We start from the raw sequence: 23765 nt of genomic DNA on the forward strand, positions 1-23765 counted from the left end.
AATCTTTGTGCAACAAAGCCCCTTCAACACCATTTAATCCTTTAAAGCTTAGTAAACAAATTCGTGAGGAATGTGTCTGGCCACCAAAATCGGATGGTATATGGGGAGAAGATCAGCAAAGTTTTAGTTATTGTCTTGCCTTAGTATCAAGAATTCATGGAATAACAACCTCTAATACCTTTAAATTTGTTTTTCAATCCAAAGGCCTACCAACACTTGTAGAAAAAATCGATGATTTCTATGATTCAAATAAAAAAATCTTGAGAATAGACTTAAGTGATGTTGGATTTGAATTTAAAGCTAGGGAAATCGTTGCAAATGTGATTGGAAGACATCTTTTAGGTCTCGCAAGGGATCGGAAATTCTCAGATAAACCGATAGTTGTTTTTTTAGATGAAGCTCATAATTTTATCGGGAAAAGCATTGGTAACGAAGATTCGATTGCCAAATTAGATTCTTTTGAGTTAATTGCAAAGGAAGGACGAAAATTTGGTTTGAATATTTGCTTAGCAACTCAGAGACCAAGGGATATAACTGAAGGCGTATTAAGCCAATTAGGCACATTAATTGTTCATAGGCTTACTAATGATCGAGATAGAGAAATTATTGAACGTGCTTGTGGTGAAATTGATAAAGCAGCTTCAGATTTTTTACCTAGTTTACAACCAGGGGAAGCTGTACTTATTGGAAACGATTTTCCGATTCCATTAACGATTAATATTCATCAACCGTCAATAATACCAAATTCAGCAGGTGCAGACTTTCAAAATAAATGGATATGATTAATCTTTTTAGAGTGTTCAATTAAAGTGAGAATCATTGTCCAAGTTGGTATGCAGCTGTGTATATTCATCTAAGTAGGAATATGCACCTAAAATTAAGATTTAAGCGAGAATCTTAGGATCTCGCTTTTTATAAACTCAGTGGACCACATTTAATCGAAATTAGTGGACTACTCTTAATTGGAATTAGTGGACTACTATTAATGATATATACAGTGTAGGAACTTTTTCATTATTGCTAATCATATCAGCGACAACATCAGCAACGAGCTCCTCTATTCCTGAGAATGCTTTAGACTGATCCGCATCATGCTAAGACAATGATGGAAACTCAGCACATAACCTGTTTAAGATGGATTAAAAGGCGTTCAATTGAACGCCTTTATTAATGCCCTGATCATACAGGGCTTTTTATGATTATGATTGAAGAAACAAAACGAGCTTTGTATTACCAACCAATGTACTTAAGAAAGCTTAAATCAAAAAGAGGATATTTCTTATGCTTAAATCTAAAGTAATAAGTTGGCAGCCTTAATTTATCAGTTCTTCGGGTAAGTCATGCCGCCTTTGCTTTTTCCAATCAACTTAACAATTAGCTGACTAAAATAACTTAACGTTTTGCTAATTAAGAAATGAATTGATTGGATATGAAAATTTTATTGATGAATGACTCAAGTGTGACAACCGTTAGAAAAACACATGAGGCTTTAAAAGGTAGAAAACTCATTGCAAGCGGCATGTTTTCAGGTGTCTTTGAAAGCGGAAATCCCAATACCGTTCTTAAATTGACTGCCTGTCCAGCCACTTATTACATGCTTAACGACGAAGCAATTAAGATTGATGACATTCACTCACCTAAATTAATCAAAAACTATGGCCAAGTTGGTGAATACCTGGTTGGCAAGAATGTGAAAGAAACAAACCTCACAAAACCAAATAAAAAATTAGTTCCATTATTTCTGTTTGAAGTAGAGCGCCTTGAGAAGATTTCAAAAGGTCCTAATCGCAGCCTTGCCTTAAACCTTACATATGAATTGCGCCGCCGTCTTGCAGGGTTAGAGCATGGTATAAGTGTACGAGGCGCCACAGCTAAAATTCTCATCGAAATGGCAAATCAGCTTCCTCAACTGAAGGACGTTCCTACCCTCTTACCTTACTTCGAAAAACTAAATAATTTCGTAGGCAGTTACGGTGATGCGTTTTATGACATCCATGCGGCAAATCTAATGCAACGTAGTGATGGAACCATTGTCTTTTCAGATCCAGTTGGCTCAATTGATATTTACACTTCCGGGCATGGCGAATTTAAACCGATCGTTAGCCTTTCGGACGTGAAGTGGACCGACGTCAAAGACCGACACCGTAAAGAGTTCCAAGCGCTTATTAATAAAATCAAACCCAATCAGCAAGCATTGAATGCCTAATTTTGATTGCAATAATAAGTAAGCACTTATTTATAATTAATGGGTATTACGTTATGATTATTGCTGAAAGTATTTTAAGCCGTATTGGCAATCTGCGCAAAGTTATGTCAGACCCTCAAATCGCCTGCCTTCTATCAGGAACCAAAGGTGTTGAGAGTGAGCATTACAAAGACTTGATTATCAAAGTCGATGACATCGTAGCCAAATGCCCTGTTACCTATCAAACAGACGGCCAAGGCGACAACGCAATATGCCAAATGCATTACTTCAAGGGAGATAGCGACGTTTACATCGTTGAATTAGACGTTGCTGGTCCACCTCATACTCAAGCATATGGAGTAATCAGACTTAATGGCGGTTATCCGGAGCTTGGATATATCGATTTAGATGAATTGATCAAATATGGGTTTGAGCTTGATTTGTATTACGCCCAACAGACAGTTGGCGAAGTTATGAGAAAACTTACCTATGAGTAAACACGACGATACCGTAAAAAAGCATTGGTTCATGGTTTGTTTTAAGGTCTATCACAGCGATAGATCGACAACTGAAGGCTTCAAAGCTTCTTTTTCTAAAGCTTGTCGGGAAATCAATTCCAAAGACATTGATGAAATTTGCAAATATCTTGCAGAAGACGTGACAAAAACCTGTAAGCGACCGGTAGTAGGTAAAAACATTATTATCACCAGCATGTTCCATATGGGTGAAATGACTGATGCTGAATTTTACGAAGGATATGAAGGAGAAAAATAATGGCGCGTTACTTTGACATGTTTAGCAAAGAGATTTCTAAGGAAGAATATGAAAAGTTACGTGCCCATTTTGAGGAAGTTTTTAGAAAGCATGCCGAAAACGAACCAGACACTTTGCCGCTAAACATGTTTTCGGTGCGCGAATTTCAAAATGAAAATCTATGTGTGCAATTAATATGGCTCGGTGAAATCAGCGATAAGATAGTTTCCAGCCACTACAAGTCACAATATCCTATCTTTAAAATTGCGATCTTAAATAAACGGAATGATGACCGATGGTATGAAGAACCTTTATCCAAGACGTACAACCGGCGGTCATCAGCCGATGCGGAATATGAAGATATCCTCTTGAAATACTCCAAATGTTATTACGATGAAGAAGGTAACTTTACCTATAGTGAGGACAATCTTTCCAAGTGCATTCATGAACAAATTACGGTCGAGGGACTAATAGAAGAACAACTACCTTCCATCACCTTCAAACCGAAAACCAACTTTGATTCAGTGTGGTAACACACTGAATCTTATTATTTTTATTTTCCTACAACATCGCCATCATTTCGCTTCTTATCCACACGGCGCTTAATAAACTACATACAGCAGCAAGAAAACTGCAATAACTTCAACTAATAAAGGTATGTAAGTATGAACGCAAAAGCTACTAATCAAGTAAAAGATGATGAATTACTTATATCTAATCTTTTTGATCAACTTGATATTGATGAATCAGAGCTCGACATGGCTTTAGAGCCAACAGCCGAATCTGCTGCTGTTCAAGATGAAAAGCTAGTCGATGAAGAGTTGCATGATGTTGAGTTATTGGACAACTTAAATAATGGCGCGTTTGACGATCTGATTAACGAGGAAGAACTTGATTTAAATCTTGAAGCAGAAGAAACAGAACAGCCAATTGTTCCAGAAAAGCAAAATAGCGCACCTCAGAAAGTGACAACAGAAAATAAAGCTGCAAAAGAGAAACCTAAATCTACACAGCAACGTGTGACACACTACAACTCCAAGAAGTCAGAAGTTCTCTTAGACCGTCTAGGTGGTAGTGCAGACATGATTCTTCTTGAAGCGAGTGATATTGATTTACCAAATGACAAGCTTAAAGAAAAACAAGAAAACCTGTTACGTATCCTGAACAACCAACCGACGGTAATTGGTACACGAGGTAATGTTGAGACAGTTCAAAAGAAAGTAGCTGAGAAGGTCATTATCTTGTTCACCTATTTCAAGAACGGTGGAAACTTAAATAAGGTCATGAGAATCGCATTTGAGACGATTATTACAGATGGTTATATTACAACTGGTAAAGGTGGCAATCTGTATAATAACTTGTTGAATGCACATTACTCAGAAGGTACAGCGCGAGCGCAGGCGGGACAGATGCTCCAAATGTTCCCCCTATTGAAAATTGCAACAAAAGAAGGAAATAAGCTAATTCCAAATGAGCAGTCGCTAATTTTAGCCAAGATGAAAGCTGATCTCTTTCCAAGTGAAAAGTAATAGAAAAAAGCGGTAAAAAGGGAGTGTCAAACTCCCTTTATTTTTGCCTATGTCAAAAACACTATTTTCCTGCTTCTAATTTGCGCGCTAATTACGTTAAAAAAATTTTTATAAAGAAACACTCACGCTGAAAATAAAATTAAATCTAGCGCTTTACAACGCAAAATAGCACTACTTATATATAAGCGCTTACTTATAAATATTGTTATACTCTTTTAAAAATATAAAACAATAGATAGAATCCATATTATTAGTTAGCGCTTACTATATATTTCCAGATAATTACATTTACTATTCACTCAACACTGGCTTTGTTGCACAAACCTAGCCTATAAGGTTTATTCAGTCCTATAATTTCAAAATGAATAAACCTACTCCTAAAACGAATTAGGTCGTCCTCATACCCAAGTTGTCACTTGAATTCTGTTCAAATGAGCAGAGTGTTATCTTTTAAATCTTTGTGCAACAAAGCCATTGGACATTAATTAATGCGTATATTGATGCTGAATATGACCAACTTTAACAAACCGCCTTTTTATTTATTTTGCTTATAAATATTTTTCTAAGCATCTGTAATTTTGATATGGGCCTTAATTTAAATTATGATACTTGAACCTGTTAATCTTTTAAAATCCAAATAAAACCTTGTATATCAATATTATTGATATGCATTTAGTGCGACAAATTTTGTCTTTCTATTTCCAATTTTGCTGAAAAAACTTTAATTTTCGGTAAACTAGTCATGTTTTATTCATTTCATCGGACATGCATAACAATGACCCAAGTACAACTGCAACAATTACAAAAACAACTTTGGAATATTGCCAATACTTTGCGCGGCACCATGGGCGCCGATGAATTCCGTGATTACATACTGGGCTTTATTTTCTTTAAATATTTATCAGAAAAATCGGTTAATTTTGCTAATGAATTGCTGGATGGCGAAGAAGTCAGCTTTTTAGAATTAGATGAAAATAATGCTGAGCATGTGCCGTACATCGAAGAAATTAAAAAGAATGCCATTGCCGAAGTCGGTTATGCGCTCACACCCAAACAGCTATTCCATACCTTAGCCGAGCGTGGTCGTCAGGGCGAATTCATTCTGGATGATTTAACGGCAACCTTAAAATCAATTGAACAAAGCACGTTAGGCACCGACTCTGCCGATGACTTTGCCAACCTGTTTGAAGATTTGGATCTAAACTCGACCAAGCTTGGCAATAATGCCAGTGACCGTAATGCACTGGTGGCGAAAGTCCTGAGTCATTTAGATGACATTGATTTTGATATTTCCAATACCGAAGCCGATGTACTGGGGGATGCTTACGAATACCTGATTGGTGAGTTTGCCTCAGGCGCGGGCAAAAAAGCGGGGGAATTCTATACCCCGCAAACGGTATCGACTCTACTGGCGAAGATTGTCACGCAAGGCAAAGACCGTTTACGTTCAGTCTATGACCCGACCTGCGGTTCAGGTTCGTTGTTGCTACGGGTAAAACGTGAAGTTAAAGATGTCGATATGATTTACGGTCAGGAAATGAACCGTACCACCTACAACTTGGCGCGCATGAACATGATTTTGCATGATGTGCATTTTGCAAAGTTCGACATCAAGCAGGAAAATACTTTAACCCGTCCGCAGCATTTAGATAAAAAGTTTGATGCGGTGGTGGCGAATCCGCCATTTTCTGCAAAGTGGTCTGCCGATCCGTTATTTTTACAAGATGAGCGTTTTGCCGCGTATGGCAAATTGGCGCCAAGTTCTAAAGCCGATATGGCTTTTGTACAGCACATGCTGTATCAACTGGATGACAATGGCACCATGGCGGTGGTGTTACCGCATGGCGTATTGTTCCGTGGTTCGAGTGAGGGCGTGATTCGTCAGTATTTGATTGAGCAGATGAACGTGGTGGATGCCATTATTGGTTTACCCGCCAATATTTTCTATGGCACTTCAATTCCGACTTGTATTTTGGTGTTGAAGAAAAACCGTGAGCATAGCGGCAATATTCTGTTTATTGATGCCAGCAACGATTTTGAAAAGCAGAAGAACCAAAACAAGTTATTGCCTGAGCATTTGGATAAGATTGTTGCGGCATTTGAAAAGCGTGAAAATATTGAAAAATATGCGCATGTCGCGACCTTGCAAGAAGTGAAAGATAACGATTACAACCTGAATATTCCGCGTTATGTGGATACCTTTGAAGCGGAAGCCGAGATTGATTTAGATGCGATTGCAAAACAGCTTCAAGCTTTGGAACACGACAGCCAAAAGACCGATGCCATCATTGCAGATTTTTGTAATGAGCTAGGTATTGTTTCACCGTTTGCGGAGGTGAAGTAATGACTGCACCAAAGCTAAGATTCAAAGAGTTTGATGATAGTTGGGATCTCAAAAAGCTTGATCAGATTGCTGAAGTTAATCCAAAGACAAAAGAGTTACCTGCTTCATTTTTTTATATAGATTTAGAAAGTGTTAGTGAAGGACTATTAATACAAAGAAAAAAAATAGACATCAATGAAGCACCCAGTCGAGCTCAAAGATTGTTAGAAAAAAGTGATGTCTTATTCCAAATGGTTCGCCCTTATCAACAAAATAATTTTTATTTTGATCTAGATGGAGACTATGTAGCATCTACAGGATATGCACAAATTCGTACAAAGCTAAATTCTAAATATATTTACTATGTTTTACATAGTAAAAAATTCTTAGATGAGGTAATAAATAGATGTACTGGTACCAGTTATCCGGCAATAAATAGTAGCGAACTATCTAGCATAGAAGTAGCTTTTCCATCCATAAGAGAACAAACCAAAATCGCCTCTTTTCTTTCCGCAGTCGATGAAAAGATCAGCCAACTCACGCAAAAACATGCGCTGTTGAGCCAATACAAACAAGGCATGATGCAAAAGCTGTTTAGTCAGCAAATTCGTTTTAAAGCAGATGATGGTAGTGAATTTGGGGAGTGGGAGGATAAAAAACTTGGCGAGGTGGGTGAAAATATTATTGGTTTGACCTATTCTCCGACAGATGTGACTAATGATGGCACAGGCATACTTGTTTTACGTTCATCAAATATTAAAGAGGGACGTTTAGATAAGTCAGATCAAGTACGTGTGAATAAAAAGATTAAAGATAAAATTATTGTTCAGCCTAATGATATTTTGATTTGTACTCGAAATGGCAGTCAAAGACTTATTGGGAAAAGTGTCATCATCAATGATGATGAAGTAATGACATTTGGCGCATTTATGTCTGTTTATCGAAGTAAGTACAATAGATTTATTGCGTATTTGATGCAAACTCCTTGGTTCTTTGAGCAAGTACAAATGAATTTAGGTGCTCGTATTAATCAAATTACGACAGGTACTTTAAACGAATTCACTTTTGATTTTCCATGCTTAGAAGAACAAACCAAAATTGCCAATTTCCTATCTGCCATTGACCAAAAAATTGAAGTCGTGGCACAGCAAATTGAACAAGCCAAAACTTGGAAAAAAGGCTTGTTGCAGCAGATGTTTGTGTAGGGGAACCGAATGCAACTTTATCAAACCCAAGCACAGACATTACTAGAACTCACCGAAGATCCTTTTCGTTTGGAAAGAGAGATTCAAAGCCTGTTTGAAAGCAATCTTTACAGTTTTACAGGTCTGGAATTTATTAAATCTGAGTTTACGATTAAAAATAATCGTATCGATACTTTAGCTTTCGATCCCGAAAGTCAGGCGTTTGTAATTATCGAATACAAGCGTGAACGCAATTATAGCGTGATCGACCAAGGCGTTTCTTATCTGAATCTGATGCTCGACTATAAGGCAGATTTCATCGTTGAGTACAACGAGAACCAGAGTAAACAGCTTAAACGTCAGGATGTCGACTGGTCACAAAGTCGAATCATCTTTGTTTCACCGAGCTTTACCGACTTTCAAAAGCAGTCTACTAATTTTAAAGATTTGGGCATTGAGCTGTGGGAAATCAAACGCTATCAAGGTGGAATTGTTTCAGTCAATCCATTGCAGAAAGCCAAATCAGCCCCTTCAATCAAGCAAGTGCAAAAGGTTGACTCTGAAGATATTCAAAAAATTGCTAAAGAAATCCAGCAATATGATGAAGCCTATCACTTGGCGGATAAGTCCGATGACATCAAAGAGCTATATGAGCAATTCAGGGACTCAATTCTGGGCTTAACCACCGACTTAGAAGTTCATCCCAAGAAAATGTACATAGCCTTCCGTAAGGGTAAGCGTAACTATGTCTATATGAGTATTGGGACAAAGCAAATTCGTATATGGCTGAATATGCCTTTTAATCAACTGGATGACCCGAAACAGCTCGCGAAAGATGTTACCAATATTGGACATTGGGGCAATGGCGATTGTGAGGTGATCGTGTCAGATACAGAAAATTTAGAATATATCTTGAGTTTAATTAAACAAACATTGAAGTGAATAATTTAAGATTTTAGAGGGAAAGGAAATGACAGTACAAAGCGAATACCAACTTGAAAATGAACTGATGAGCCAGCTCAAGCAATTGGGATATGCTGCGGTGACCATCAAGGACGAAAGCCAACTACTGTCTAACCTCAAAACCCAGATTGAACGAGCCAATGGACTAGCACCCCTGTCAGAAACGGAATGGAAGCAGGTCATCAGTTTTTTAAACACAGGCACAGTGTTTGAGCGAGCCAAGAATCTGCGTGATCTGTTCCCAGTCAAATTTGATGACGGCAGCAGCAAACACATCTTTTTTCTCTCGGATGACCCAAGCAAGAACATCTATCAGGTGACCAATCAAATCACCATCGACCACCGCGACTATAATGGCAGAACCAGCCGTTTTGATGTGACCTTACTGGTCAATGGTTTGCCTTTGGTACAGATCGAGCTGAAAAAACGCGGTATGGAAATCGCCGAAGCCTTTAATCAAACGCAACGCTATATTCGTGAAGCCTATTGGGCTGGTCAAGGGCTGTTTGGTTTTATTCAGCTCTTTGTGATTAGTAATGGTGCCAATACTCGTTATTACTCCAACGGCACCACAGGCATCGAGTTTGCCTTTCCCTGGGCGGATGTCCATAACAAACACATCAATGAAATTGTCGACTTTGCCGACGCATTTTTCAATCAGCAGCATCTGACCCAAATGCTGACTCAGTACATGGTGCTGCTAGAAACCACCAAAAGCCTGATGGTGCTACGTCCCTATCAGATTTATGCAGTACAGAAAATTGTGGAGCATGTGCAAAACTCCGATCAGAACGGCTATATCTGGCACACTACAGGTTCAGGCAAAACCCTGACCTCATTTAAAGCCAGTCAGATCATCATGCAAATGCCTGATGTGGAAAAAGTTCTGTTTGTGGTCGATCGTAACGACCTCGACACACAAACCTCACGAGAATTTAATGCTTTTAAAGCCGACAGTGTCGACAGCACCGATAACACATCGACCTTGGTGAAACAGCTGGATCAACGTCATGACAAACTGATTGTGACCACCATCCAAAAACTCAATCGAGCCATCAGCACCGACCGTTATTTAGAATCGATTGATTATCTTAAAAATAAAAAAGTGGTCTTTATCTTTGATGAGTGTCACCGTAGCCAATTTGGAGAGACTCATCAGAACATCAAAAAGTTCTTCAGCAATGCACAAATGTTTGGTTTTACGGGCACGCCCATTTTTGAAAAGAACAGCCAAAGCAAAGCAGGTTTAAAACTCACCACAGACTACCTGTTTAATGCGTGTTTGCATAAATACGTGATTGTAGATGCGATCCGCGACCGTAACGTCTTGCAGTTCCAGATTGATTACCGTGGCAAATATACTGCTAAAGGTATGGCGACGAATGACAGTTATGAGGAAGATGTAGAAGGCATCGATACCAAAGAACTGTATGACAATCCGCAACGCTTAGAAATGATTGCCCGCTATATTGTCAATATCCACGATACCAAAACCCGTAATCGTGAATTTACCGCAATGTTCTGTGTTAGTTCGGTCGAAACACTGACCCAATATTACGACCTCTTTGAAAAGGTGCAGGCTGAAAAGCAAATTGAAGATGAAGCACAAGGTCGGATATTTAAACCGTTGACCATTGCCACTATCTTTTCCTATGCTGCAAATGAGGCTGTACCCACAGATGACTTAACTGGCTTGATTCACGAAGAAGCCGCAGATATTCCAACTCAGGTCAATTCATCCAGTCGGGATAAGCTAGATCGCTACATTGCCAATTACAATCGACAGTTTAAAACCAACTACAATTCTGGTGATCAATTTTATGCGTACTACCGCGACATTGCACAGCGCGTAAAAAACAGACAGATTGATATTCTAATCGTGGTCAATATGTTCCTCACGGGCTTTGACTCTAAGCCGTTAAATACCTTGTATGTCGATAAAAACCTAAAATATCATGGCTTGATTCAAGCATTCTCACGCACCAACCGTGTCTATAACGATAAAAAACCATTTGGCAATATCATCTGTTTCCGCAACCTAAAACGTGCAACAGATGAAGCACTGGCGCTATTTTCCAATAAAGAAACGACCAAGATTGTACTTGTTCCCAGCTATGCGGAAATCGAACAGGATTACCAAGCAGCGGTGAGCAAATTGTTTGCCTTAACGCCCAATTACCAATCAGTCGATGATCTTGTCACTGAAGAACAGCAACTCGAATTTATTAAAGCTTTCCGTGAAGTGATGCGCTATAACGCGCAATTACAAACTTTTATTGAATACGATCAAGACCAAACACAACTCGATAAACAGCACTTTGCGAATTTTGCCTCTAAGTATGCTGACCTATGTCGTGCCGTTAGAAAGACCACCAAGAGAGACAAAGTATCGGTACTGGATGATGTCGATTTTCAACTGGATTTACTGCATAGTGATCGCATTAATGTTGGTTATATCATCAACCTGCTACAGCTTGTTGTTGATACAGACTCAGAGGACAAGCGTAAGAAGTACCAAGCGCAAATTTACGATTTAATCAGTAGCGATATTAGTTTGCACGATAAGCAAGACCTCATTCAAAAATTCATTGAAGAAAACATACCGAAGATGATCAATGGACAGAGCGTTCAAGATGCCTTTGCACATTTTTGGGATATCGAAAAAGAACGGGCTTACCAGCAGCTTTGTGAACAGGAAAATCTAAAGCCTGAAGTGATGAAAGAAGTTCTTGAACACTATGAATATACGAACCGTTTTCCACGTAAAGAAGAATTGAAAGACTTGCCAAACTATAAAGTAAAACTTTTTGAACGGGATAATGTCTTCACTAACTTGCTGGTCAAGACACGGCAGTTGATTGAAAGATTTTATACTGGTTTTAATTAAATAATACACATTCAAAGTGTGACTTTATTTCCAGAGGGCTTTGTTGCACAAACCTATCTGTAAAGGCTTTTTCAGCGATATAATTTTCAAATGAAGAAGCCTACACACAAAATCTACCGCACAACCTACTGGTCTTCCTATAATCGCGCTCTCATTAATCGGGGCAACATTTCCATTTGGTTTGATCCAAACACTCAGTGGTATGCACAACCACAAAACAAGCAAGGTCGAAATCAAACTTACGCCGATACGGCTATTCAATGCTGTTTAATGATTAAATCCTTATTCCGTCTATCTTTACGTATAGTCACTGGCTTTGTGCAAAGTCTGATTAAACTTTGCGGATTAAATTGGACCGCACCAGATTACACCACGCTTTGTAGAAGACAAAAGCATATTGATATTGTAATCAACTACCAAAAAAGTAGCGATGGGCTGCATCTACTCATGGACTCTACAGGCATGAAGTTTCTAGGTGAGGGCGAATGGAAGCGCAAGAAACATGGACCTGAATATCGTCGCCAATGGCGTAAACTTCATATTGGTATAGATGCTAAAACCTTACAAATACGCGCTGTTCAGCTCACAACCAACAATGTGAGTGATTCACAGGTACTTGGTGATTTACTCGATCAGATTCCACAAGATGAGAGAGTTGACTCCGTCTATACCGATGGAGCTTATGATACCAAACAGTGCCGACAGGTCATTGCAGATCGACAAGCGCATGCAGTGATTCCTCCTAGAAAAAATGCAAGACCTTGAAAAGATACAAAATCACATTCTCAGGAGCGAAATGAATTACTTCGAACAGTTAAACGTTTAGGCAGAACACTATGGAAAAAATGGTCAGGCTATCATCGGCGAAGTTTGGTGGAAACCAAGATGCATTGCATCAAATTATTAGGGGATAAATTAACAGCAAGGAGTTTGCCTAGTCAGGTGAATGAGATTCATGTACGCATAGCAGTCTTGAATAAATTCACAGAGCTAGGTCGCCCTCATACCCAAGTTGTCACTTGAATTCTGTTCAAATGAGCAGAGTGTTATCTTTTAAATCTTTGTGCAACAAAGCCTATTCAGAACAACAATGATCATTACTTAATTAATGTTCTTCCCTCATGTGAGGGTTCACTTGCACTTTCTCATTTCAATAAACCTGGGTTTCGTCGATTTCTTGGATATTTACTCCTAAATAAAAACATAAGAGCTTCATATGAAAGCATCGCTCAACAGTGTCAAGCTTTTGAAAGAATTAATAATACAGTAAGAACATGGAACTTTAGTTTCATCCCGCCTAATTTAACAGGCATGAACATTGAAGCATATGGCTACTATGATAAGTTAACCAATACATTTAAGGTTAATGAAATCATTGGCTTTTCTGGGCTATCTACCCATATTGATAAGCCAGTTTATTTTTATCACGATAAATTTTCTAATGCCTCAAAAAAATCAAGTAATACCAGTACCATACCATCAAAGCCGAATCATGCAGAACCCAAACTCAATGATGAGGATGAAGCAACGCCTAGCAATAGACCCACTATTATAGATAGTCCAGCTACTTTATTTGATTTTGATGATCCATTTGAAACTAGAAAAATCGCAGATAAAACGGGCTCAAAAAACGCTATTATCGTGGATGATGCTAAAGAGTATATTGATGAATTAATTGGTGATGTAAATGCCGATGAACCAGGAATTGGCGGTACAGTTAAAGCTGGTGATTTTGAGGGTGCGAAGGATCAAACTGATGATGCCCATTTATATCTAGACCGTTTCTCCGCTTTTATGCAGATGCTTTATAAACTTGAGGAAAAGTATGGAATACAATATTCATTGACTTCAAAAATTTTGCCTACAGTACAGGGGTTTACTAAACATCTAAAGTCCGATAATAATCCACGCTGTATTGCTGAAGTACATTTTCTGCATCAAGGTCAGCATTTCATTTTACTCGAAGTTGATACATCCGATAATGCAAATCGTCTGTCAACACAATTGTTAACAATAAAAGATATGAATTGTTGGGAAAAAAATTATGAAAAAATTCGCAAATATATAGTTCAAAATACTCTTAACTGGCCAATTAGTTTCATTAAAGAAATAGCTAGTCGTCAGGCTAGATTCAATCACCCACGTATTGATGAAGGACAACAAGTTGCTATTGATGACTTAGAAGGATGGGCAAAACGGATTTACGTAGGGTTAAATAAATAGATAAGCTTTGTTGCACAAAACTATTCCTAGTATCTTCTTCAGCAACATAATTTTCAAATGAAGAAACGAGAGTGTAAATAATTCTGTGTAAATACCGTTTTAAAAATACTTGGTTACACGCTCTTCAAACATGATACTAAAGCGATGCCATTAAACTTTCTCAGTCTTTTTTGACATAAGACCAGAATGATTCAATACCGTTGATGTGTGAGTTGCCTCCAGCAAATTCATTGTTACCATGAAAGACTATACCAAGCAAACAAAGGAAGCCACCTCAAATGGCGTACACTTTACTTTTAACTTTGGTTGATGTGTGCTGAAAAAACAGGAGGATTACCGCATTGAAATGGAAGTAACGACAATAGCCATTGCGGGAGAATCGGTTCGAATTCTATTGTGGCATTAATGTTGCTCGGGTAGTGATATTTTAGTTCATCTATGAACTTAGTTGCATCATATGGGGGCGTTATAAAAACAGAATTAAAATAAATTTTAAGTACATAAAGCATGAGTATTATCAAAATTAGAGAAAAACCAATAAATATCATTTTCGGCGATTATTTGCTCAAAAAATCAAAGTTCTTCATAATTTCTACATATTTTATAAAATTGGTATAGATATTGTATTTATCTAGGCGGTTTTAATCCAACCTAGAGGAAATGATGATGGCACAGCCACAAGTGAACCTACAAAAATCAATTTTAAATACTCCCTTGACTCGACGCTCTATTTTGATTGGGGGAATGACCTTGCCTGCGGTATCCATGCTTACGGGCTGTGGTGGCGGCGGAGGTGGTGGTGAGGTTGAGTCGGATGTGGTGATACCGATTGCACCGTTTGACCCAGATACAACACCGCAAATTCCAGATCAAGGCGAAAAGACTGAGCCCGAACAAGGTACTGAGCCGATCATTAGTCCAGATGCGGTGAAAATGAATGTGGGGATCTATAACTTTGAATATAATTCTTTTGCGCAATTACGTGCACGTCGCAAAGTAAGTAAAGGTACAGCAGGTTCAGTTTTGGTGACCAATAAAGATGGTACTGAAACGGCTTGGGAAAGTATCGTAGATTATGTCAAGCGCTCGGTCGATCATCGTTTTGTATTGTTGTACCGAGGGATGTTGACTGCTTTTGCTGAGCGCCCACCACAAGACTATGATGTCACCTTTTTTACTGCTCCAGAATTTTATTGGAATGTGCCTTGGACTGATTTTTTGAATACGGATGAAGTCTTGGTAGTTGCAGATTTATTTTTAGAACTCGTCACACAGAAAGTCCGTAGTTTGATTGCTAAGTTTCCTGAATGTGATTATGGAAAACTGGTACTTCTCCCAGGAACTATCGCAGTGTTAAAGCCATCAGTAAATATTTTTAACAAAGATGGTAGTGATGCCAGCACCGATAAAAATCCAATATTAGAAGCAACGAACCATTTGGTATGTGTGCATAATCTGTCTTTAAATGATGAGCATCAGCGCCCTGCATATATGGTTTGGCCAAAACGCACTGTGTCTTGGATTGACTTCATTGGTGATAGAAGATGTGATCGAGGGGATGAACTTGGTAATAATGCCAGTAATCCTGATCTGGAGAACTATGCACATGTTTGTACTTTAAATGGAGAGGAAAAGCTGGTGGTAAAAATCCAGCGAGTTTCGTCTGATAAAGTTCAAGCCTTTGATGATTATGGTCGTCAATTATTGGACACCACATTTAATAATGAACTAATTGAAGGCTTGCCATTTGGGATAAATATTTGTTTGGACTACGCAGTTGCCAGTACGACTACAGATAAGTATCGCATGGCACAGCTAAAAAATACCGAGTTTAAATTGGATTTTGTAATCTCTGCTGGTATTGGTCTAGTTGCAAAAAACTATCAAGATGCTTCAACGGTACAGTACGCCATTCATAATGATGGTATTCAAGGTAGTAATCAAAACCCATATCAAGTCAAATATGAGTATTTTAGTAATGTTTCGCAAATTTTTTATGATAAGCGAATAGGGGCACCATACCTTCTGTCATTACCTGCACTTGGAACGACCGCTGATGGCTCAAGACAATCTACAACGATGATTTCAGTTGATAACAGCACAGATTTTACTTATCCAGAACGTTATTCAGGGATGCCATCAATTACTGATGAGATTAATTCAGCCAATGTTCGGGTTTGGAGTTTGCCTGTTGATGTGACTGACACCTTGAAGACGCAAGAAACAGTCACTGCAATGAAGTCTGAAAACTGTGAAGCGGCTGTTGCATAAATTTGCTTGATTCGTTTTGGGAATTTATAAGATGCGTGGTTGAGCTCAGTTTTTGATCTCAACCACAGTGGGGTAACACCGTTTCAGTTATTGTTCTGGTGGTTATTCTAGTCGCTGTGGTGAAAGTATATTTTGTAAATTATCTAAATAGTTTTGACGAAGTGAAAGTTTGCACTGCGATCGTGTGATTGAGCTGGATTTAGTCAATTTTGATGTATTCATTAAATCATTGCACATCATTCTTTCATAATTTTCATATTTAGATTGAATGCTTTTTTTATTTATGTGAGGTTTTTTATTATCTAATATTTTATTTATTTTATTTATTTTATTATTAATATCTTCCAATTCTTTTTGCGTACAATCTACTGCAAGGTTGAATCCTTGTTTGTGGTCTGATATGCACCTTTCATATGCTTTTGAATATCCTTCTGATTGATTGTTTTTCGGAGGGTTTTGGCTGTCTATAATACTGCTTTTAGTAGTCGTGTACTTTGTGTTGTGTGATATGCCACTATCGCTTGCCTTTGCACAACTTAATGATAATAAAGCAAATAATAAGGTGGTAAGTATTGTATTGTTCATGCGTTGATCCTCGATTGTATACAGCTAAAGCTGTAGTTAAGCTCAATAAGCATCAGTTACTATATGTTTTAGATAAAGACTTGTAAAATAAAAGTGTGAATTAATTTTCCTGATAATGGTTGATTAAAATTTGACGACACAATAATTTATTTTTAATTTTTTATTTATTTTTAAGTTCTTTGGTGTAGTATTTATTTTAAGTTATTTTTTTGTTTAGGTGAGGGTTGTGAAATGGCAGGTCTATCAATTTGGCATATTTTATTGTTCTTGATTATTGTTGTTTTGCTTTTTGGTACATCGAAGCTCAAAGGGCTGGGTCGTGACCTAGGTGGTGCGGTTAAGGATTTTAAAGATTCAGTAAAAAATGAAGATCAAGATCAAAAACTACTTGCCGAAGATACTTCGGTGATTGATGTGTCTAGTCATACCGTTCGAGATGCGTCACATACGCAAAAGTAATTTTCATCATTTGGCATAAAGGTGGTTTAACCAATGTTAGATATGGGATTTAGTGAAATCTTACTGTTTGGTATTGTCGCTATTGTGGTGCTTGGTCCTGACAAGTTACCACAAGCAATGCGTACAGTAGGGCGATGGTATGGAAAAGCTCGACGCTTAATGCATAGCGTGCAGCACGATATTGAGAAGGAGCTCAATCTGCTCGAGATGAAAGAACAAGTTCAGCGTGAACTTGATCAAATCCGTGCAGTAGAACGAGATATGCAACAGCAGTTGGTTGAAATGAGAAAGAGTGCTGAAGATATTGCGAGTACAAAAGCGCAACAAGGGCAAAGTAATCCAGCTGCTCAACAACCTGCACAAAGTATAGGAGAGTAGATGATGGCTTCTTCACAAACTCAACAAAGTGATCAGCCGTTGCAGTCTATGCCATTGATGTCGCATGTGATTGAACTGCGTAAATACTTGATGCGGATATTGATTGCGGTTTTTGCCGCATTCTTTAGCATGATTCCATTTGCCAATGACTTGTATGAAGTGCTTTCAAAGCCTTTGCGTTTACAGCTTCCTGCAGATGCGACCATGATTGCCACGGATATTACCACGACATTTATGGCACCATTTAAGCTCAGCTTTTTTATCGCAGTAATCGTGGTGATGCCATACATTCTGTACCAGATTTGGCTTTTCATCACGCCAGCTTTGTATAAGCAAGAAAAACGTATTGCAGTACCATTGCTCGTATCAAGTATTGTATTATTTTATGTTGGTATCTCGTTTGCGTACTTTATAACTTTACCTGCAGTGTTGGCATTTTTCTTACATGCAGCACCCGAGGCAGTTGCACCAATGACTGATATTAATAGCTATCTGAGTTTTTGCTTGAAATTATTTTTGGTCTTTGGGGTAACTTTTGAAGTGCCTGTAGCGACATTATTATTGATTTTGGTGAACTTAGTTTCCGTGGAAACACTGACTCGAAATCGACGTTATGTGATTGTTGGCTGTTTCTTTGTTTCGATGTTTATTACGCCACCAGACGCTCTTAGTATGGTAATGTTGGCGATTCCGATGTGGCTACTTTTTGAGATTGGGTTGATGTTTGGGCGTTTTATCGAAAAGTCCAAAACGCCACAAACTGCTTAATTGTAAGTCAAAGTATGAGTGGTAGAACTAGTAAGCTAGTTGTGCCATTCATGGCTGAATTTCTATTGTTTAGGCTCTGTATAAAGTTTTGCATGATGATTTTAAAGTACAGGAAGTACTTGGCAAAACAAAAATTCTAAAACTAAGCCAATCAGAAAAATAATAGGTTCTGCGACTAAATGTGTCGTTCAAAAAACTATTTTAATCTGGTAATAAGTCTTTGGGGCTAATTTGTAAAACCTGTGCGATTTGATACAGCTTATCTACTGTCAGATTGACTTCTCCACGTTCGATACGCCCTAAATAGCTACGATCTATTTCACATTTTAAAGCTAATGATTCTTGAGTAATGCTTGATTCGGTTCTTTTCTGACGAATAATTTTCCCAATCTTTACTGCTAACGCTGTCATTTTTACTGGAAAGTATAAAAAACAGTAATATCAGTAATTGAGGACTATAAATCCACGGACTATAATCCTCTTTTATTTGCTGGGCAGTCCATTATGAAAAATTCCGTACATCTACCTTTTTACAATGAGTTTATGGACATCTTTACAAATTATGAAATTAAAAATTGGCAGGCTAAACATTTTTGGGAAAAAATGATCATTGGTAAAAAATCTAAAACTAAACAACATCGGCGACTGATGTATGTGGGATTGCGAGTTTTAGTAAGGTGCAAGTACTTAGAAGTAGATGTATCAGAATCTACATCATGAACCGTACCGGGTTTGTCGGAGACTCAGTATTCTGAGAGAATGTTCCGATGACCAAATTAAAATATACCCCTGAAATCAGAGAAAGAGCGGTTCAATTATTGATTGAATCTGAAAAAGACTATCCATCTAATTGGGCTGCGATCACAGCTATTGCGCCTAAGATTGGTTGTACTCCTGAAACACTTCGTGCTTGGCATCAAAAGCATTTAGATGAGCAAAATCCTATCAAAGTACAACAGATCTCTGATCAAGAAAAAATGAAGCAAATGGAACGTGAAATCAAAGAATTAAAGCGTGCCAATGAAATTCTGCGTAAAGCAGCCGCTTTTTTCGCCCAGGCGGAGCTCGACCGCCCACACAAATAATGGTGGATTTCATCCATAACAATAAGGCGTTATATGGTGTTGAGGCGATTTGTAGGATTTTACCGATCTCAGCTTCTACCTATTATCGAACACTAGATATTGCTGAAAACCCAGAACATCGAGCAAAGCGAGATCTACATGATTTGCATCATGCTGAACAAATTAAACGAATTTGGAAAGAAAGTTCAGGTCGATATGGTGTACGTAAAGTTTGGCAACAACTGAAACGTGAAGGTTATGTTATTGCACGCTGTACTGTTGCTCGATTAATGAAAAAGCTAGGTATACAAGGTGTTTGGCGAGGTAAGAACAAACAAACCACCCGTAGCCGAGATGACCAAAAACGAGCAGATGATTTAGTGAAACGTAATTTTACTGCTGATCATCCTGACCAACTGTGGGTCAGTGACTTTACGTATATTCAAACTCATTCAGGCTGGGTCTATACCGCCTTTATTATTGATGTGTTCTCACGAGCAATTGTTGGCTGGAAAGTATCTACACGAATGAATACAGATATAGTGCTCGATGCATTAGAGCAAGCATTGCATGATCGAGGCATGCCAAAGAATGTGATTCATCATTCCGACAGAGGTGTGCAATATCTTTCCATTCGTTATACCCATCGTTTAGAAGCAGCAAATTTACGAGCATCAGTCGGTACGACTGGTGATTCATACGATAATGCTTTGGCTGAAACGGTGAATGGCTTATACAAAACAGAGGTGATTGAATATCTAAAAGCAGATTGGCAAGGTTTAGCAGATGTACAACTTGCGACACTAAACTGGGTAGATTGGTTCAATAAAAAGCGTGTACACAGTGCACTGGGTTATGTATCGCCTTTTGAGTTTGAAGCAATGTACTATGATAAGATTAACCCGTTAGGTCAGGTGGCCTAACTTAAATAAAAAGGTCTCCGGCAAACCCGGTATGGTTCATTTTTTATCTATTTAGATTTCTATATTTCTATATAGATAAGTAGTTATAAATCCATATAATTATATAACTATATTGCGTAGTAGCTCAGTAGGTAGAGCAGCGGACTGTTAATCCGTTGGTCACTGGTTCGAGCCCATTCTAGGCAGCCATTCAACCGTGCCTGATGAGACTTTATTAGTCAAAACATTTATTAATGTCGCGCGGAGTTGCCCATGCAGGGGAATAACTGGCAACCAGTCAATCTAACCTTAAGCAAGCCGATAGTTTGTTTAGGGCGTGGATGATCAACGGATTGATATGCAGATCACATCTTGCCCTGCACCATTATTTAGTAAGACTCAAAATGACACCAAACGAAAGAACACCGATGGCTAAATTCTTTGATTTGCTGGCGTATGAGCGAAAAGGTGCTTCTGTTACTCACAAAATGGATAAAGATGAAACAAACGAATCTATTCACATCCAAGTAAGTTGCGGTTTTGCTAAATATGAAAAGAACGGTCAACATTATGTTTTTAAGTTTAATCATCAAAAACAAGAAATTGATCAAGATTGTTTTGAAGTCTTAAAAGAAAAATTCACATATAAACATTAAAAATTAATGGCTTAAAATATCTGTAGATTTCTATATATCTACATTTCTACATAGAAATTTCATTTCTAATTTAGATAGGGATAGTTTCATTTTGAAATATTCGCTATTGCAAATTATGCGTAAAAGCATAAAATAAACGATGCAAACTTAGAAATTTCTGGGTCGACCGATAGAAATTTATTATCAATATGCGTTTATGCATAAGTGAATCAATAAGGTTGCAGCCTTCTGGATTTACTAAACAACCGACTATTTAAGCGGTTTATTAAAGCTATAAAGCGAAATGGCACAAATTTATATTTGTAAGCCATCTCTTAACAACAGTCTCCTCATGGAGAAAAGTTATGAACAAGATGAGTAACCAAAACGTAAACCCTGCAATTGTTGAACTTGTTCGCATGGGTGAAGGCTTCGGTGGTACAAAAATCACTGGCAGCACACCTGAAGAAACAAGACGCAACCTTCGCAGAGCCTTTCAAGCGGCCAAGGAACGCACGAAAAGGGATGCCACAACCTGATCAACAACTCGAAAGAAAATACATCTCCCACGCAGAATTGCACGACCTATTCTTCGTAATCAGTCAACATATAGGCTTCACTATTGAAGACATTGAGGATTACGAAGAAGACATCTTTAACCTAATCGAGCTTTGGCGAGAGCAAGGTTACATCGATATATACATAGAAGATAGCGATAGACGCTACGGTAGAATCAAAAACATGGCTTCTGTACGAAATTCTGTTCCATACTATCTAAATATGTATCACGCCCGCGTTGTTAAAGGCGAGTACGATCCTTTACTTGTTATAACTTTTGAAGATACTGACCAAGTACATCCCGATGGTCACGAAATGAAAGTGGCAAGTATTCGCTTTATGGCTATTCATGATGATTTATTTGGTGAACAAGATCCAAGAGTAAAATTCAATGATGCTGCCATGAAGCAAATTCGAAAGAAAATTGATGCCTATAGAAAACAAGGCGATCAATACAATGAAGAAAAGAAAGGCTCGCAATAAGCTAGCCTTTTATTTTAAATGAACCAAGTTAACCCCACTCCCATCGCAATCATTGTTGATCCTGTAAAACCTACAACACAATACCAAGCCTGTTTAATTCGCGTGACCACCATCTCCTGCATATACAGACTACTGGTTGAGTGCGATACCGACGGGCTATGTAAATACTTACTCAGGGCAACACCGCGGTAGACAGATAACGCTACCAGCACCATTCCAACAATCATGATCAACATAAGTCACCTCATTTGTTCAATTTGATTAGTAGCGACAATTCCAAAAATACAAAAGGCATATTTATAATTTTAAGCATTTAGTAGTTTGTTGATCTGTTTAACGCCATTGCTTTGTTTCTTAATTCTGTTACCTGCAATATCAACCTTAAAAGTTAATTTCTCAAGTGCAGTTGTGAGGCTGAAATATATTTCACGTTCTTCATCGGTTAGAGTTTCAATAAAAGCCTCTTCTGGAGACATTGAGGCAAGTCTCATCTTATGCATAGATGCATTTACCAAAGCCTCAGATGCTTTCAATGAAAGTCGGCTTAATCTTGCCGCCTTATTTCTCTCGTTATGCGTCTTAACCATTAGTGCTATAACAAACAAGGCAACTAAAACAATAAATACAGTAAGCATGTATTAGAGACTCATTTAAGACATATGCCCATTATAGTAACCCCAAATAGCTTAAAAACAGGCAAAATTTGTTAAAAATCAGGCTAATCAACAACATAAGTCCACAAGCCAACAACAAACACAGAAATTCAATTATAGGCATTTGATTTTTAAAGCATTTTTCCAAATTAATACTTAGGCATTTTCCTTCAGGCAATTAAAGCTGATTTTGGTGTGAATTAATCGTTTTTATAACTCTACTCTATTTCGCTTTTTTAGAGCGTTTTAAGCAACTTTAAGCGCAAGATATAAAAGCAATCATCTTAAGTTCTAAAATGCGAAATACGCGAAACCGTGAAGAAATACGATAGCATTTATGTCGGTTTGAAAGATACATGAGAAGAATCTCTAAAAACCCAAGTGAACCGCGCCTACATTTCCGAGAATAAGTAATATAAGAATGTTCTAAGAAGATATATTTATATATTCGAAAACTCTCGGAATACCCAAGTACACCCAAGTCTCGGTAAGCGTAGAGATATAGATGCGCGGCTTAATAAAATCCTCAAACGTATAAGAAGTGATAGAGATAAAAACAAATATTGGCAAACACTTATACACCAATACTTATAGAAATATAGAAATCCATATAGATATATAGTTCGAGTAAATATACAAGCAATCTATCTATATAGAAATGTAGAAAACTATCAATATAAAAAGCCAATCAGATAGAGATAAAAAGCATGTATAACTATCTATTAATGTAGAAATCTATATAGATAGATAACAATAATACTATACGGATAGGCATAGGTAAGCGTAGATAGAGATAGATCAGTAATAAAGAAAATAGCTAATTATTTATCTATATAGATATGTAGATAGTGACACAGGTATAAGGATAGAGATAGAGGATAATACACATGTAGTAGAAAGATAAGATGGCAAAAGAAAGGCGAACGGAGTGAGCCAGAATTGGGACTGTTCTAAATTTTGTG

At 37.8% G+C, this 23765-nt stretch carries 22 protein-coding genes, 1 tRNA gene, 2 pseudogenes and 1 other annotated feature; of the genes and pseudogenes, 21 read left to right on the top strand and 4 right to left on the bottom strand.

The window, feature by feature from the left end:
- The 13 genes and pseudogenes from RFW85_RS16645 to RFW85_RS16705 form a co-directional block, all read left to right on the top strand.
- Positions 1-782, top strand: a 782-nt coding sequence (locus RFW85_RS16645; RefSeq protein ID WP_162579931.1) for an ATP-binding protein, incomplete at its 5' end; no start/stop codon positions are given.
- A 647-nt stretch (positions 783-1429) separates the two neighbouring features.
- Positions 1430-2206, top strand: coding sequence for a hypothetical protein (locus RFW85_RS16650; RefSeq protein ID WP_000698343.1), 777 nt, complete (start codon positions 1430-1432; stop codon positions 2204-2206).
- Between the two features lie 53 nt (positions 2207-2259).
- Positions 2260-2682 carry a hypothetical protein gene (locus RFW85_RS16655; RefSeq protein WP_309171719.1) on the top strand — a complete coding sequence of 141 codons (423 nt, stop codon included), beginning with the start codon at positions 2260-2262 and terminating at the stop codon, positions 2680-2682.
- Positions 2675-2959: a hypothetical protein gene (locus RFW85_RS16660; RefSeq protein WP_000033718.1), complete on the top strand. Its 285-nt coding sequence runs from the start codon at positions 2675-2677 to the stop codon at positions 2957-2959. The genes RFW85_RS16655 and RFW85_RS16660 overlap by 8 nt, the downstream gene beginning before the upstream one ends.
- Positions 2959-3471 carry a hypothetical protein gene (locus RFW85_RS16665; protein WP_000135195.1) on the top strand — a complete coding sequence of 171 codons (513 nt, stop codon included), beginning with the start codon at positions 2959-2961 and terminating at the stop codon, positions 3469-3471. The genes RFW85_RS16660 and RFW85_RS16665 overlap by 1 nt, the downstream gene beginning before the upstream one ends.
- Positions 3472-3603: 132 nt before the next feature.
- Complete coding sequence (locus tag RFW85_RS16670) at positions 3604-4467, top strand: hypothetical protein (RefSeq protein WP_000991897.1); 864 nt, start codon at positions 3604-3606, stop codon at positions 4465-4467.
- 775 nt (positions 4468-5242) lie between these two features.
- On the top strand, positions 5243-6811 hold the full coding sequence (locus RFW85_RS16675; RefSeq protein WP_005130202.1) for a type I restriction-modification system subunit M: 1569 nt from the start codon (positions 5243-5245) through the stop codon (positions 6809-6811).
- Positions 6811-7995: a restriction endonuclease subunit S gene (locus RFW85_RS16680; protein ID WP_005130204.1), complete on the top strand. Its 1185-nt coding sequence runs from the start codon at positions 6811-6813 to the stop codon at positions 7993-7995. Before RFW85_RS16675 ends, RFW85_RS16680 begins: the two co-directional genes overlap by 1 nt.
- A 9-nt stretch (positions 7996-8004) precedes the next feature.
- Positions 8005-8916 carry a DUF5655 domain-containing protein gene (locus RFW85_RS16685; RefSeq protein ID WP_001177806.1) on the top strand — a complete coding sequence of 304 codons (912 nt, stop codon included), beginning with the start codon at positions 8005-8007 and terminating at the stop codon, positions 8914-8916.
- 28 nt (positions 8917-8944) lie between these two features.
- A complete protein-coding gene (locus RFW85_RS16690; protein ID WP_000218114.1) occupies positions 8945-11824 on the top strand; it encodes a type I restriction endonuclease subunit R in 2880 nt (959 codons plus the stop codon).
- A 90-nt stretch (positions 11825-11914) separates the two neighbouring features.
- Positions 11915-12847 (top strand): annotated as a pseudogene (locus tag RFW85_RS16695) (IS5 family transposase).
- A gap of 54 nt (positions 12848-12901) precedes the next feature.
- Positions 12902-14047: pseudogene (locus RFW85_RS16700) on the top strand (Tn7-like element transposition protein TnsE); the annotation flags it as partial.
- 663 nt (positions 14048-14710) lie between these two features.
- On the top strand, positions 14711-16318 hold the full coding sequence (locus RFW85_RS16705; protein ID WP_005130205.1) for a hypothetical protein: 1608 nt from the start codon (positions 14711-14713) through the stop codon (positions 16316-16318).
- Positions 16319-16420: 102 nt separating this feature from the next.
- On the opposite strand, the gene RFW85_RS16710 is transcribed toward RFW85_RS16705, so the two are convergent.
- Positions 16421-16903: a hypothetical protein gene (locus RFW85_RS16710; RefSeq protein WP_004740156.1), complete on the bottom strand. Its 483-nt coding sequence runs from the start codon at positions 16901-16903 to the stop codon at positions 16421-16423.
- A gap of 231 nt (positions 16904-17134) precedes the next feature.
- On the opposite strand from RFW85_RS16710, the gene tatA reads away from it, so the two are divergent.
- Genes tatA through tatC form a run of 3 tightly spaced genes read left to right on the top strand, consistent with a single transcriptional unit; the run spans position 17135 to position 18508 of the window.
- Positions 17135-17362 (top strand): Sec-independent protein translocase subunit TatA, encoded by a 228-nt coding sequence (gene tatA, locus RFW85_RS16715; protein WP_002123495.1) that lies wholly within the window; start codon positions 17135-17137, stop codon positions 17360-17362.
- 33 nt (positions 17363-17395) lie between these two features.
- Positions 17396-17740, top strand: coding sequence for a Sec-independent protein translocase protein TatB (gene tatB, locus RFW85_RS16720; RefSeq protein WP_002123497.1), 345 nt, complete (start codon positions 17396-17398; stop codon positions 17738-17740).
- A complete protein-coding gene (gene tatC / locus RFW85_RS16725; RefSeq protein ID WP_002123494.1) occupies positions 17741-18508 on the top strand; it encodes a twin-arginine translocase subunit TatC in 768 nt (255 codons plus the stop codon).
- A 201-nt stretch (positions 18509-18709) separates the two neighbouring features.
- Here tatC and RFW85_RS16730 read toward each other — a convergent pair whose 3' ends face one another.
- A complete protein-coding gene (locus tag RFW85_RS16730; RefSeq protein WP_002123499.1) occupies positions 18710-18919 on the bottom strand; it encodes a helix-turn-helix domain-containing protein in 210 nt (69 codons plus the stop codon).
- A 356-nt stretch (positions 18920-19275) separates the two neighbouring features.
- Here RFW85_RS16730 and RFW85_RS16735 point away from each other — a divergent pair.
- From RFW85_RS16735 to RFW85_RS16755, 5 genes are all read left to right on the top strand, one after another.
- Positions 19276-20495, top strand: a protein-coding gene (locus RFW85_RS16735; protein WP_109850681.1) for an IS3 family transposase whose coding sequence is annotated in 2 segments (ribosomal slippage) — positions 19276-19552 and positions 19552-20495 — 1221 coding nt in all. Because the reading frame shifts where the segments join, the coding sequence is not laid out codon by codon here.
- Positions 19551-19667: a sequence feature (AL1L pseudoknot), on the top strand. (Overlaps the previous gene by 117 nt.)
- Positions 20496-20608: 113 nt before the next feature.
- Positions 20609-20684, top strand: a tRNA-Asn gene (locus RFW85_RS16740).
- 194 nt (positions 20685-20878) lie between these two features.
- The gene (locus tag RFW85_RS16745; RefSeq protein ID WP_004832969.1) at positions 20879-21130 is read left to right on the top strand and encodes a hypothetical protein; all 252 of its coding nucleotides are present in this window, start codon (positions 20879-20881) and stop codon (positions 21128-21130) included.
- A 353-nt stretch (positions 21131-21483) separates the two neighbouring features.
- Positions 21484-21648: a hypothetical protein gene (locus tag RFW85_RS16750; protein WP_162467028.1), complete on the top strand. Its 165-nt coding sequence runs from the start codon at positions 21484-21486 to the stop codon at positions 21646-21648.
- Positions 21635-22150, top strand: coding sequence for a hypothetical protein (locus RFW85_RS16755; protein ID WP_002123634.1), 516 nt, complete (start codon positions 21635-21637; stop codon positions 22148-22150). The genes RFW85_RS16750 and RFW85_RS16755 overlap by 14 nt, the downstream gene beginning before the upstream one ends.
- Positions 22151-22164: 14 nt before the next feature.
- Here the strand turns inward: RFW85_RS16755 and RFW85_RS16760 are convergent, their stop codons facing one another.
- Positions 22165-22386, bottom strand: a complete 222-nt coding sequence (locus RFW85_RS16760; RefSeq protein ID WP_004832966.1) for a hypothetical protein — start codon at positions 22384-22386, stop codon at positions 22165-22167.
- A 69-nt stretch (positions 22387-22455) separates the two neighbouring features.
- Positions 22456-22785, bottom strand: coding sequence for a hypothetical protein (locus RFW85_RS16765; RefSeq protein ID WP_002123631.1), 330 nt, complete (start codon positions 22783-22785; stop codon positions 22456-22458).
- Positions 22786-23765 lie beyond the last annotated feature (980 nt).

This window comes from Acinetobacter sp. 12966, from assembly GCF_031196995.1.
GTDB lineage: Bacteria > Pseudomonadota > Gammaproteobacteria > Pseudomonadales > Moraxellaceae > Acinetobacter > Acinetobacter geminorum.